Origin of the sequence: Caproiciproducens lactatisolvens, assembly GCF_052443335.1 — a bacterium.
GTDB lineage: Bacteria > Bacillota > Clostridia > Oscillospirales > Acutalibacteraceae > Caproiciproducens.
In genome coordinates this window covers 2,705,865-2,718,686 of sequence record NZ_CP195750.1, presented here as the reverse complement: position 1 = coordinate 2,718,686, position 12,822 = coordinate 2,705,865, and the positions used below count along the sequence as shown (strand labels likewise).

17 protein-coding genes are annotated in these 12,822 nt (G+C 56.4%); all 17 read left to right on the top strand.

Annotated features, from left to right (window positions below):
- Positions 1–3 precede the first annotated feature (3 nt).
- The 17 genes from ACRQV7_RS13345 (at position 4) to ACRQV7_RS13265 (ending at position 12,822) form a co-directional block, all read left to right on the top strand.
- Positions 4–555, top strand: coding sequence for a YodL domain-containing protein (locus ACRQV7_RS13345; RefSeq protein WP_444658534.1), 552 nt, complete (start codon positions 4–6; stop codon positions 553–555).
- 59 nt (positions 556–614) lie between these two features.
- Positions 615–998: a SpoVG family protein gene (locus tag ACRQV7_RS13340; RefSeq protein ID WP_444658533.1), complete on the top strand. Its 384-nt coding sequence runs from the start codon at positions 615–617 to the stop codon at positions 996–998.
- Positions 999–1,034: 36 nt separating this feature from the next.
- Positions 1,035–1,328, top strand: a complete 294-nt coding sequence (locus ACRQV7_RS13335; protein WP_444658531.1) for a DUF6133 family protein — start codon at positions 1,035–1,037, stop codon at positions 1,326–1,328.
- A gap of 3 nt (positions 1,329–1,331) precedes the next feature.
- A complete protein-coding gene (locus tag ACRQV7_RS13330) occupies positions 1,332–1,745 on the top strand; it encodes a prepilin peptidase (protein ID WP_444658530.1) in 414 nt (137 codons plus the stop codon).
- 14 nt (positions 1,746–1,759) lie between these two features.
- The gene (cpaB, locus tag ACRQV7_RS13325) at positions 1,760–2,569 is read left to right on the top strand and encodes a Flp pilus assembly protein CpaB (protein ID WP_444658529.1); all 810 of its coding nucleotides are present in this window, start codon (positions 1,760–1,762) and stop codon (positions 2,567–2,569) included.
- On the top strand, positions 2,566–3,381 hold the full coding sequence (locus ACRQV7_RS13320) for a nucleotide-binding protein (protein WP_444660289.1): 816 nt from the start codon (positions 2,566–2,568) through the stop codon (positions 3,379–3,381). The genes cpaB and ACRQV7_RS13320 overlap by 4 nt, the downstream gene beginning before the upstream one ends.
- On the top strand, positions 3,375–4,898 hold the full coding sequence (locus tag ACRQV7_RS13315) for an ATPase, T2SS/T4P/T4SS family (protein WP_444658527.1): 1,524 nt from the start codon (positions 3,375–3,377) through the stop codon (positions 4,896–4,898). The genes ACRQV7_RS13320 and ACRQV7_RS13315 overlap by 7 nt, the downstream gene beginning before the upstream one ends.
- The gene (locus tag ACRQV7_RS13310) at positions 4,895–5,824 is read left to right on the top strand and encodes a type II secretion system F family protein (RefSeq protein ID WP_444658525.1); all 930 of its coding nucleotides are present in this window, start codon (positions 4,895–4,897) and stop codon (positions 5,822–5,824) included. Before ACRQV7_RS13315 ends, ACRQV7_RS13310 begins: the two co-directional genes overlap by 4 nt.
- A gap of 5 nt (positions 5,825–5,829) precedes the next feature.
- On the top strand, positions 5,830–6,702 hold the full coding sequence (locus tag ACRQV7_RS13305; protein WP_444658523.1) for a secretion protein F: 873 nt from the start codon (positions 5,830–5,832) through the stop codon (positions 6,700–6,702).
- 11 nt (positions 6,703–6,713) lie between these two features.
- Positions 6,714–7,109: a DUF4320 family protein gene (locus ACRQV7_RS13300; RefSeq protein WP_444658522.1), complete on the top strand. Its 396-nt coding sequence runs from the start codon at positions 6,714–6,716 to the stop codon at positions 7,107–7,109.
- Positions 7,106–7,735 carry a hypothetical protein gene (locus tag ACRQV7_RS13295; protein ID WP_444658520.1) on the top strand — a complete coding sequence of 210 codons (630 nt, stop codon included), beginning with the start codon at positions 7,106–7,108 and terminating at the stop codon, positions 7,733–7,735. The genes ACRQV7_RS13300 and ACRQV7_RS13295 overlap by 4 nt, the downstream gene beginning before the upstream one ends.
- 95 nt (positions 7,736–7,830) lie before the next feature.
- Positions 7,831–8,376 carry a DUF6550 family protein gene (locus ACRQV7_RS13290; RefSeq protein WP_444658519.1) on the top strand — a complete coding sequence of 182 codons (546 nt, stop codon included), beginning with the start codon at positions 7,831–7,833 and terminating at the stop codon, positions 8,374–8,376.
- A gap of 61 nt (positions 8,377–8,437) precedes the next feature.
- A complete protein-coding gene (locus ACRQV7_RS13285; protein WP_444660287.1) occupies positions 8,438–10,195 on the top strand; it encodes a hypothetical protein in 1,758 nt (585 codons plus the stop codon).
- 61 nt (positions 10,196–10,256) lie between these two features.
- A complete protein-coding gene (locus ACRQV7_RS13280; RefSeq protein WP_312613927.1) occupies positions 10,257–10,589 on the top strand; it encodes a DUF3852 domain-containing protein in 333 nt (110 codons plus the stop codon).
- Between the two features lie 14 nt (positions 10,590–10,603).
- Positions 10,604–11,503, top strand: coding sequence for a hypothetical protein (locus ACRQV7_RS13275; RefSeq protein ID WP_444658517.1), 900 nt, complete (start codon positions 10,604–10,606; stop codon positions 11,501–11,503).
- 36 nt (positions 11,504–11,539) lie between these two features.
- Entirely contained in the window at positions 11,540–12,442 is a 903-nt protein-coding gene (locus ACRQV7_RS13270) for a conjugal transfer protein TrbL family protein (protein ID WP_444660285.1), read from the top strand.
- 11 nt (positions 12,443–12,453) lie between these two features.
- Positions 12,454–12,822: a DUF7768 domain-containing protein gene (locus ACRQV7_RS13265; protein WP_444658516.1), complete on the top strand. Its 369-nt coding sequence runs from the start codon at positions 12,454–12,456 to the stop codon at positions 12,820–12,822.

Sequence of the window (12,822 nt, the reverse complement as noted above, 5' to 3'; positions counted from 1 at the left end):
GCCGTGTCAGGCATTGAACAGAGAAACGGCTGCGTCTGGTACTACGGCAATCCGGCTGGATATATTGACCGGGATACCGCCGTGGTGGACACCATGTTTCAAAACGATGAGCTGAATCGCTGGCTGTCAAAAAACAACCTGTCGCCTCGTTGGATGGACGGCGTATACGAGCGGCTCTCCAGCGGTCATTCACCATCTGTTGCGGAGGACGCCATTCCCGCCATCCTGAAAAGCTGCCGTATCTGGCAGCTCAAGCCCGGCGCGGCGGCATGGAAAGACATCGTCACCTTCGGAAGGCCCCTGCCGGAGCCGAAGATAGAGAATTACGCCGTTGTCTACGACGGGCAGCTCGACACCAACGATCTGGAGGCGATCTATGACAAGTTCACCGAGCGCAGGCCGCCCGGCTTTTCAGGCCGTCCGATGTCGGTCTGCGACCTCGTGGAACTCTACGATAGCGGCGGCAGCGATTTCTATTATCTCGACCGCACCTGCTTTCGGCCTGTTGAGTTTCCCGGTCTGGAGCAGGATTTCGGGATGAAGATGACCTTGTGACCCAGCACCCGGACGGGGCGCTTTTTTATTATCCAAAATTATAAAGGAGGGCATTTTCAATGGCAAAAACACAGACTCAAGCGACGGAGCAGGCCACCCCGGAGAAAACCGCAGGGCAGACCCCCGTCAACTATGACGTCCGGATCTTCAACGCAAAAAGCAGCGGCACCCAGAGAGCAACAGCCAGCGTCAACATCAACGGTGCCTTCGCTGTGCGCGGCGTGAAGGTGCTGGAGAGCAACAAGGGACTTTTCGTGGCGATGCCTCAGTACAAGGTCGGAAGCGAATACAAGGATATCTGTTTCCCCTGCACAAAGGAGTCCCGCGAACAGTTCAACGCTGCCGTCATGAAAGCCTATGAGCAGGCGCTTTCCCAGACACACACGCAGGCGGAAGCGCCCGCGCCCCAGCGGACCCAGGCCATGTCCGGCCAGTCCATGTAAGCCACACACCATCTAATTATAGGAGGAAAACGATTTATGAAAAAGACCATTAATGCCATCATGACCACCGTTGAGAACGCCGCTTTCACCGTCCGCGCAAAGGCGCAGAACATCCTGTCCCGCAGCCGCGCGTTTACCCATCGGGCCCTTTCCGGTAATTCCGGCGAGGGCTACATCGACACTGCTATCAAGATCCTGATCGCCGTCGTTCTGGGCGCTCTGCTGCTGTTCACCCTGTATAAACTGTTCGGCGACACCGTTCTCCCCAAGCTGGAACAGTCCATCAACGACATGTTCGGTTATGGCGGCGCGGTCGACCAGCTCGGCTGATTCATGCCGCAGCTGATCAGCATCTTGATGTTTGTCGGGCCGCTGGTTTTCGCCGGTGTATCCGACCTGCGCAGCAGGACGATTCCTTACAGCGCATGTATCCTTCTCGCTTTGGCGGGGCTGATCTCTTTCAGCCCCGCCAATCTTTTTGGACTGCTCCTTGCGGTCCCGTTTTTCTTTGCGGCGGGCCGAGGCAGGGGCGGCGCGGGAGACACCTTGCTCATCGCCGCCGCTTGTTTTGCGCTGGGGTTCTTGTCGGGGCTTGCAGGACTGATTCTCGCGCTTTTCCTCTTCCTGCTGTTCGCTCTCGGCGGTAGGCTTATCCGCCGAATCCGAAAACAAGGGGCCGCGCCGGGAAGCTACCCGCTGGCCCCGTTTCTCGCTGTCGGCTTTACCGCCGCATATTTCATGATTTGAGGAGGTTCTATTTTATGAGCATTTTCAAAAACCGGACGGTCGTCGGCGTCATCTGCATCCTTGCGGCGCTGGTAATCTGTTTCGGCATCACGCCGCTTTTTAACAGAAGCATCAGCCAGAAAGAAGAAATTGTCCGCGTGACCAAGACCATCGACGCCGGAGAGCAGGTTACGGCGGACATGGTGCAGACCGTGGAGGTCGGCGCGTACAACCTGCCGGACAACATCCTGCACGACACTGCGTCCGTCGTGGGCAAGTACGCCGCGGCAGACCTTGCCGCGGGCGATTATATCCTGCCGTCCAAGCTCTCCGACGCGCCTGCCGCCGAAAACTCCTACCTTTACAATCTGGACGGGACCAAGCAGGCCATGAGCGTCACCATCAAGTCTTTTGCGACAGGTTTGTCCGGCAAGCTCCAGAGCGGTGACATTGTCAGTGTGCTTGTCGCGGATTATCAGGAGAGCGGTAAAACCGTCGTGCCGCCCGAATTGCAGTATGTGGAGGTTATCAGCGTGACCGCTTCCACCGGTTATGACGCCAACACCGGCGAAGCGACGAACGAGGATGAAAAAGACCTTCCCGCGACCGTGACCTTCCTCGTCAGTCCCGAGCAGGCGAAGGTGCTGGCCGAGCTGGAACAGGATGCGAAGATTCACCTGGCGCTCGTCTATCGCGGCACGCAGGACGTCGCCAACGCGTTCATCAAGGCCCAGGACGAGCTGATCGGAAAGCTCTATCCCGCCCAAGAGGAAAAAGCAGATGAAAGCGAGGTTACTGATTCAGCCGCTGAGAACTCGCCGGAAAGCGAGGCGGCTTCAAACTGATGAACTTTAAGAAAAAAAGCATTTTTCACCGCGGCGCAAACGATGAACCGGAACAGGAGGTACAGGCCGAAAACGGCGGAATGCTCGCGGTCTGGGGCAGCCCCGGCAGCGGGAAAACCGTTGCGGCTGTAAAGCTGGCGAAGGCTCTCGCCGACAAAAAGAAAAATGTTGCGCTCCTCCTGTGCGACATGACCGCGCCCATGCTGCCCTGCATCTGTCCGCCTGTGGAGCTGGAATGCGAACGGTCCCTCGGCGGTATCCTCGCGGTGCCGCATATCAGCGACGCGCTCATCAAGAACAACTGCGTCACCCATAAGCGGATGCCCTATCTCACTATACTCGGAATGAAAAAGGGAGAAAACGAATACACCTATCCACCCTATACGGAGCAGCAGGCTACGGAACTGCTGGATGGGCTGCGGAAGCTTGCATCCTATGTCGTTGTGGACTGCGGCAGTTATATTGCCAACGACATCCTTTCTGCCGTGGCGCTGATGGAGGCGGACAGCGTCCTGAGACTCGCCAACTGCGACCTCAAATCCGTTGGATATTTCTCCAGCCAGCTCCCGCTCCTCAAGGATACCAAGTGGGACGCGGACAAGCAGTACAAGGTGGCGTCGAACGTGAAGCCCCAGCAGGCCGCCGAGCATATCGGAAAGGTGCTGGGCACGGTGGCCTTTAAGCTGCCTTATTCGCAGGAACTGGAGGAACAGTACCTTTCCGGGAATCTCCTCGCCGACCTCACCATGAAGGATAGCCGTCTGTTCCGAAAGGAACTGGATCGAATTCTGAAGGAGGTGTTCGGATGTTAGGAAAAAAACGAAGCGCCTCCGTATTCACACCGGCAGCGCCGGCGTCGCCTGTGCCAAATCTGGAGGAAAAGCACACGGAAAAAGCGGTGGAAGCCATTGCCGCACCCGCAGCCCTTACCGCAATCCCCAGCGAAGAAGCACCCCCTGCCGAGGGTAAGCCTGTGTTGACCGGACGGGCGCATTCTCTTTTCTTCACGCCGGAGGATGACTCCCGCGAGTTCCCCGACGTGTGCCATGAGGTACAGGGCTATATCGCGGCCAATTATTCCACCCTGATGACGGGAGGATCCGACAGCCGGGAGCAAATCAAGCGATACGCGGCAAAGTACGTTCAGGACAAGCGCATTGCCGTCAAAGGCATGACCATGGACGAGCTGATAGACGCCATCTACTCCGAAATGGCGGAATATGGCTTCCTCACGAAATATATCTTCGGTTCCGGCATCGAAGAAATCGATGTCAACTCCTGGCGGGACGTGGAGATCCAGTATTCCAACGGCCTGTCGGAAAAGCTCAAAGAACACTTCGACTCTCCGGATCATGCGATCAACGTCATCCGGCGCATGCTGCACACTTCCGGCGTCATACTGGACAACGCCAGCCCCGTAGTCACCGGCACGCTCAGCCAGAATATCCGCATCGCCGCCATGAAAACGCCGGTAGTGGACGCGGACGTGGGCGTGGCCGCCTCCATCCGTATCGTCAATCCGCAGAACATGACCAAGGCCGACTTTGTGGACGGCGGAACGGCCACGGATGAAATGCTGGATTTTCTTGCCGCCTGCCTGCGTTACGGTATCTCCATCTGTGTGGCGGGAGCCACCAGCTCCGGCAAAACCACCGTGGCAGGCTGGCTTCTGACCACCATACCGGATAACAAGCGTATTTTCACCATCGAAAACGGCTCCCGTGAGATAGAGCTGGTGCGGGAGAAGAATGGACAGGTAGTCAACTCCGTCGTTCACACGCTCACCCGCGACAGCGAAAATGAGCGCCAGCGCATCACGCAGATTGGTCTTCTGGACATTGCCCTCCGTTTTAATCCCGATCTCATCTTTGTGGGCGAGATGCGCGGCGAAGAGGCAAACGCGGCGCAGGAGGCGGCCCGAACCGGCGTGGGCGTACTCACCACCATCCACTCAAGCTCCTGCGAGGCCACCTATCGCCGCATGGTCTCCCTGTGCAAGCGCGCGGTGGATATGGCCGACTCGACCCTCATGGACAATGTGACCGAGGCATACCCGCTGGTGGTCTTTTGCAAGCAGCTCGAGAACAAACAGCGCCGTCTCATGGAGATCATGGAGTGTGAGATCCTGCCAGATGGGACACGGCGATACAATTCCATTTACCGATACCACATCACCAAGAATCACTACGAAAACGGAAATTACACCATTGAGGGGTACCATGAACGGGATATGGATATCTCGCAGAGCCTGCAAAGACGGCTGGTCGACAACGGCATGCCGGATACGCAGCTGCAATTATTTCTCAGAAAGGAGGTGGAGACCGCTTGACCACATTACTCTTAGTTGCCTGCGCCGGCATGATCGCCGGCGCTTTTCTTATCTTTCGTGTTTCTCCTATGGACTTTACCCAAGGTGTCTTCCAGCGGCTGACCTCCGCGCCAAAAAACATTCGCACAGAGATCAACGAGAGCACGCACCGCCGGAAAAAGTCCTTCCTGCGCCGGGAGATCGAGGATACGCAGGCCATTCTGAATGCAACCGGTAAAGAAGCCCGGTTCCCGGTAATTTGCGCTGCATCCCTGCTGCTGTTCACCATCGGCGCGACGGTCGCCATTATCATGGGCAACTTTTTCCTTGTGCCGGTGCTGGCGGTGGGCATGATGTTCGTCCCGTTCTGGTATATCAAGCTGACCGCAGGACATTTCAAGAAGGATGTCGCCGCCGAACTGGAAACGGCACTCTCCATCATCACCACGGCTTATCTCCGAAGCGAGGACTTCCTAACGGCTGTGGAGGAAAACATCAACTACCTCAACCAGCCGGTCTGCGGCGTGTTCCGGAATTTTCTGAACAGAGTCGAGCGCGTCGACCCGGATGTGGACGCCGCGCTCATGGAGCTTCGTGGCTCTATCGACAACGAGGTGTTCCGGGAATGGTGCGACGCGGTGATGGCCTGCCAGTACGACCGGGGGCTCAAGACCACGCTAACGCCTATTGTCGCAAAGCTCTCAGATATGCGGATCGTCAACGGCGAGCTGGAAAGCCTCGTATTCGGCCCACGGAAGGAATTTATCACTATGGCGGCGCTGGTGGTTCTGAACGTCCCGCTGCTCAAGTTCATCAATGCGGATTGGTACGCGGCGTTGATGCATACCGTCCCCGGCCAGATCGTCCTCGCCGTCTGCGCCGGCACAATCTTCGTTTCCTTTGCGTTTGTTGTAAAGCTGACGCAGCCCATCGAGTATAGGAGGTAACGGGCGTGACATTCTTATTGTTTTTATTCGGATGCGCCCTCGCTGCTGGTCTGTTCTTTATCGCAGCGGATATTTTGAAACTGCCCCGGCTCTCAACCGAGAAGGCCCTGCTGTCGGCTGGCAAGGCGGAGCATAAGCGGATGAAGTCGCTGGATGCACTGTTTCTTGGCTGGGCTATCAAGCTCTCGAAGTTCATTCACATGGACGAGTATAAACGGGCGCATATGGCGCGGGTACTGAACGCGGCGGGCATGGACATAACGCCGGAGGTCTACATGGCTTACACCATTGTCAAGCCATGCGCCATGCTCCTGCTGACGATCCCGTGCCTGCTCGTATTTCCTCTGCTGGCGCTGCTGGTCGTGGTGCTTGCCATCCTCACGTATTTTAAGGAATACTGCAAAGCGGACGAAAAGGTGGCAGAACGGAGGGACAAGATCGATTCGGAGCTGCCGCGCTTTGTGGCCACTATCGAGCAGGAGCTGACTTCCAGCCGCGATGTGTTGACCATTCTGGAGAATTACAAGAACCACGCTGGTCCGGAGTTCGCCGCGGAGCTCGATGTTCTCACGGCGGATATGCGCTCGTCCTCCTATGAGGCTGCGCTGGTGCGCTTCGAGGGCAGAATCGCTTCGCCCATGCTCTCGGATATCACGAGAGGGCTCATCGGCGTATTGCGCGGCGACGACGGACGTCTGTATTTCCAAATGCTCAGCCATGACCTCAAACAGCGGGAGCTCCAGCGACTCAAGGCAAAGGCGGCGAAGATTCCGTCCAAAATCCGCGTCTTCAGCTTTATCATGCTGGCCTGCTTCATGCTGACCTATATCGTTGTGCTTGCCATGGTGATCCTCAATTCCATGGCAATGCTGTTTTAAGGGGGATGACGATGCTGAAAAGGCTGAAAGCCGGGAAATCCGGCGAGAGCTATATCGATGTGGTCGTGCTGATTCTCTGCGCCATGCTGGTGATCGGCTTTGCCGTGAAAGTGCTGCCTGTTTTTATCGCCAAGCACAATCTGGATACTTACGCCACTGAGTTGGTGCGGGAAGCCGAGATCACAGGGCAGGTCGGCAACGCCACCAGTACCCGAGCCGAGATCCTGTCGGAGCGCCTGGGCATCTCGCCGAACGTGAGCTGGTCAAGAACCGGGCAAATCCAGCTCAATGAGGAAGTGGCGGTCACGGCAACACTGAAGATGGACATCGGCTTCGGGGGGCTTGGCTCCTTCCCGGTGGAGTTGACAGCGCAGGCGACAGGCAAATCGGAGGTGTACTGGAAATGAGCAGGATCACTCCCTACCCCCTCCGCATTGTCAAATGCGCCAAAGATGCGATCCACAAACCGGTAAAAAGGCAGGTAGTTCAGAACGGAAAACGGCATCCTCTGCTGAAGGGCAAGCGCGGCGACGGATTTCCGATGACCATCGCCGTGACGTTCTGCCTACTGCTCATTTTCTGCGGCATTTCGGAGTATTTCCGTGTGACCATCATCGTCCAGGGTGTCCGGGACGCTGTGCAACAGTCGGTCATCAGCACGATCAACGACAATTTCGACGACGTCTATCACGCCGTCCGCGAGGGCTATGCGGCGGGATACGCACCGACCGATGATGAATCCTGGGCGGAAAGCCTCGATACCGGCAATATATACGGTCAGTTGGCCGCTACCCTCGGTCTGACCTCCACCGGTACGGATTCCTATTCGAGCTATGCCGGGGATAAACTTGAGTACACGGTTTCAGGCCTTTCCGTGACCCTTTCCAACAACGGTCTGGCCAGCGGCGAGAGCGAGGGTTATCTGGCGGACGCGGCGCTGGTGCTGGAAGTGCCGACAAGCTTCGCAGGGTCCGTGCTGCCACCCCTGCGAATGCAGCTTCGGGTTCAGGCAAAATATATTCCAAAGTTTTGAAAACTTTGGAATATCAATAGACTTTCGCATTCTTCTATGGTAGGGTGCGAATTAGAGGGATAACCACAGAGAGCAGAAAAAGGAGGCAAAACTCTATGAAAGATAAGACAAAACGCACATGGTTGATTGTTCTGGGATCGCTGGCCTGCGTGGCCCTGGTTATAGTCATCGCAGGACAGTTCGGCAGCAAACGCGCCGCCGATCCCGTGCAGGAAAAGGCGGGATCATCCGAATCCACACCGCAGGTAAGCATTGAAACGACGACGCCCAGCGTCCAGATTGCGGAGGGCTCAGCAAGTGAGACATCCGATCCCGGTGCGGGCGCGGACAGCGACGGCACGGAGCAAACGATCCAGGCAGACCCCGTGAAGCCGGAAGCGCCGGAAAAACCCACAACCGTCGCGGATGACCACACCGGCGAGGATGTGCCGCAGGAGGAACGGAACGCGGAAACGCCGCCAACTTATACAAAGGAACAGACGACGGTGACAGGTCCGTCCGAGCCAGAGGCCGGGAGCACGAATTCGGGCGGGCAGGTTTATGTGCTGGGATTTGGATATGTGGATAATGACGGCGGCAATCAGGTGGTTGAGGACAACAGCATCTATGAAAACGGAAACAAAATCGGAAGCATGGGCTAAAAACCCCGCTTCTCAGGCGCAGCCGAAAGGCTGCGCTTTTTCTTTGAAAAAAGGAGGCGCCATGAAAAGAATCTTTACGATCTTTCTCTCCGTGTTGCTCCTGTTATCCGTTGCCGTACCCGCATTCGCAACAGGAGATCCGAACATCGACGGCGGAGGTGGCGGTATGGGCGAAGGCAGTTCCTCAAGCTATTGGAACCCAGGCATGGACGGCGTCCGCGTTTCCGTGGTAAACGCGGAAACACACGCTGTCGTCGGAAGCGTCATTGACCTGACTAACCAGAATCCCGGTACTTCCCTTGTCCATTTTGGAAAAGTATGCAAGCTCTCCTATAACGGGGGACGCGCTCTCTCGCCGAAAGTTGGCGGATACAGTTGCATCCGTCCGTCGCAATCGCTTCCGCGCATTATTTCATCCGGCTCTTTTCCCGCGAGCATCAGCGCCATCCGTAGTTATTTCACAGACGAGCAGACAATACGCGGGATCTCCGGATATGTTGGGATTGACTTTGAAAAACTTGTTGGCGGCAAGTATAAAATCGTCATTGAGCCGATCGCGTATTTCTTTTTCAACGGCTTGCAATACGCCATGACCGCCACGGAAGCCGCTCTCTACGATCAGCAGGTCAACGGCGGCCTGCGGGCCAAAATGCTCTCGCTGACGCACAAAAACCTTCCGCTGGCTATTTTCCTGGAAAAGGCCGACCTCGGATATCCGGCTTGGAGCGGTAGTACAACGCAGAAGGTCAGTAATTCCGATATCATTTCAGCCCTCGGCATCGGTGTTGTGCGCTTTAACGATATTACGGAATCTCCCGTGGTGAATTCCTTTGATTACGAGTATCGCGTAGACACCGACGTCATAACTTCTGTGGCGGTTAGCGGCGGTCAGTCCGATCCGGATAATCCCGTCAGTGTACAATTCAACATCCAGGGTACGACCTATACCGTGAGCAATGTCTACTATCCGGATGGCGACAGTCAACTGGTATGGGTGAGGTGGCACACGCCGACCGAACCCTGCGTCATCACAATCGATGTGTCCGTGGTGGGAGGCGGTTCGGCGAAGAGCACCGTTGTCTGCAACATCACCGATCTTGCCGGTAAAGATCCGCCCAATCCCATTGCCACGGACAGAAACGACGCCTACGCCGCCAGCCCCGTGCCGACCAACATGGAAGCAACCTCGGCAAGCTGGGGCATTTGGTCTCCGCGTTGGCACGAGAATTGGGAATGGGTGCCCAATTGGGAAAAATGCTGGCACACGGATCACTGGACCGACGCGGACGGAAAGAGTCATACTGATCATTGGTATCACTGGGTGGACCGCGGTTGGTGGGAAGATCACGGCTGGTGGGAGTTTGACTGGAACGGCTATACGGCAACGCTAAACGCGCAGATGGACGTCACACCGGACGATAAATCTCCCGCCGCGACCGGCAATACCACCAAGAGCGGCTACGGCGTTCAGGAAAACGTGACAGCCCATGTTTGTACCAACCAGTCTGCTGCAGTCACCGCCGCACAAAACGCCGTGACCTACTTCCCGGAGTTCGGCTATAAGACCTACTGGCGGCTGCTGGAGCCGACGATCATCGGAAAAGAATCATCGTTTGTATTCAGGCAGAACCGGTACTCCACCTATAACCGTCGCACCCATTTCACGCCGATCTGGTTCCCGGACGGCGCATACACGCCATACACCTGGCTTCTCGACTGCTGGACGCCCGCGGGGATGCTCAGCATGAATCTCACGGGCAGCGTCACGATCCGGGGCAACCTGTGGGAGGAATGGCATATCGCCCCGGCAAACCCGTAAGCAAACACAAGGCCGCTGAGAGTCCTCGGCGGCCATTTTATAACGAAAGGGTTGAAAGTTTATGAAAAAGAAAAGACTGATTACCATGCTCTGCCTCGTTCTCATCGTCTGCGTCCTCATGGCAACGCCCGCCTTCGCCGCCGGAGATGTGGCCGGGGCGATTGAAGGTACCTGGAACGACGCTTCCGGTCAGATCAAGCAGGTAGTCAACAAGGTTGTGTTCCCCGCGATCGATCTCATCCTGGCCGTGTTCTTCTTTGCGAAGCTGGGTATGGCGTATTTCGATTACCGAAAGCACGGCCAGTTCGAGTGGAGCGGCCCCGCGATCCTGTTTGCTTGCCTCGTTTTCACGCTGACCGCGCCGCTCTATGTTTGGAGCATCCTCGGGATGTAAGAAAGGACGCGTTTATGCTTAATCTGACATTGACCACCCAGAGCGGCAAAACGCAGGATCTAAACCTGCCCCTTCGTGTGGAGGACATCGTGCAGAGGCCCATGCCGTTTTATCTGGCATACGGAAAAGCAACCGCTACTTTTGAAACGCCGGACGCCGATCTGAATGAAAAGCTGGGCAGTCTCATGCCGAACGCCGTCGAGGGCGGCGTTCAGGAGTTGAACCTTCTGGCATATATCCTCGACCGAATGGACGAAAAGCGGCTCGCTCTGCTGCGGGGTAATCTGCCGGACGAACCCTGCGACATCACAGAGCTGACACGCCGGGCGAACTACTTCTGCGACCGCTATCTTGACAGGGACGGCAATCCAGATCCCTATGTCGTGCCCTTGGAGAGATACCGCGAAAGCTCCAGTTTGAGTGAAAAGCTCCAGCGGGAGTTCCGGATGAATCTCGAAAAGCAGCGAATGACCGGCGGGCAGCTCTTCGACAGGATCATCGAGCAGGCCAAGGAAAACGGCGATCTCGCCCGTTTTGATGCCATCGATGAATACATTCTCGACGATACGAGCTACAAGGGCAAGCTGTGCAGTTATGAATTCGACCTGCTCCCCGCCATGAACTTCGGCGGCTCCGAGGGGATCTACATCGACTGCTATCTCAAGGGGAAGTTCGATGAAAGCGGCAGGGATTCGCTCCATATCGGGACGATCAAGACGCTCGACACGAACCTCGACGCCTGCAAGGTCATGGGCGAGCTCTGCGGCGCGCTGATGTACCATGAAAACCGGTTTGTCAATGAAAATCTGTATCTGTTCGACTCCACTGAGTCCATTGAACGCATGATCACAAAAAGCATGGAAATTGAGCAGCAGATCACAGACCCAGAAATGCAGATGGGACAGCAAATGTAAGTGGCCGCGCCGCTGTGAAGGGAGGTGATTTTGCAATTGTTTATATGGGACTTTTTACTCGGCGACGTGATGGATCAGATCATCGACTGGGTATACGGCCAGGTGGTCGGATTTTTGGGCGACTTTTTCTCTCAAATGGGCAGCATGGGCGTGGAACTTTTCGATATGCCGTGGGTGCAGTCCATCGTCCTCTTTTTCAACTACCTTGGCTGGACGCTCTTCGCTGTCGGCCTCGTGGTATCCGCATTTGAAACCGGCATCGACTATCAGAACGGACGCGGCAGCGTGAAAGAGTCGCTGCTCAACGCGCTCAAAGGATTTCTTGCCGTCAGCCTGTTTACGACGGTGCCGGTGGAGTTGTTCAAACTCTCCGTCAGCCTGCAGGCCAGCCTGACCTCTGGGATCACCGGTTACGGCAGCGGTATCGACACGCTGGCGACACAGATCATTGACAAGCTCAACACGGCCGGGACGGCGTCGGAGGCGGCCAGCTCCGGCGCGTTCGGCGGGTTGGGCAGCATCACCAGCCCGATCATGGTGCTGTTCATCATCATTATGATGGGCTATGCCGTGATCAAAGTTTTCTTTTCCAACCTCAAGCGAGGCGGAATCCTGCTCATTCAAATCTCGGTTGGCTCCCTGTATATGTTCAGCGTCCCGCGGGGATATATGGACGGCTTTGTCCAGTGGTGCAAGCAGATCATCGGTCTGTGCCTGACCACCTTCCTGCAGGCGACCATCCTTGTGGCCGGGCTTATGGTCATTCCGGATCACTGCCTGCTGGGACTCGGCCTGATGCTGGCGGCCGGAGAAGTACCGCGCATCTGCGGCGCGTTCGGTCTGGACACCAGCACGCGCGCCAATATCATGAGCGCCGTCTATACGGCGCAGGCGGCAGTCAACACGACGCGGACCATTATTCAGGCCGCGCCGAAATAAATGGAGGAAACATGAAGCTCATTTATGTAGCGTCCCCCTATGCCGGGGACATTGAACGAAATACGGAATTTGCAAAGGATGCGTGCCGGTTCGTGATGAACGAAGGGCACGCTTTTTTTGCACCTCATTTGCTGTATCCGCAGGTGCTGAACGAACATGACTCCGACGACAGACGGCTCGGTCTCGATATGGGTAAAGAGGCGCTGGCTCACTGTGACGAGCTGTGGGTTTTCGGCGATACGGTATCCCGCGGTATGCAGAGTGAGATCGACGCCGCCCGGGAACTCGGCATACCCATAAAATATGTGGCGGCACAGGAAATGGCAGAAAGAGAAAGGCCGTTTGCGGAAAGGCATCCCTTCTGCTCAATGCGGCTGTAA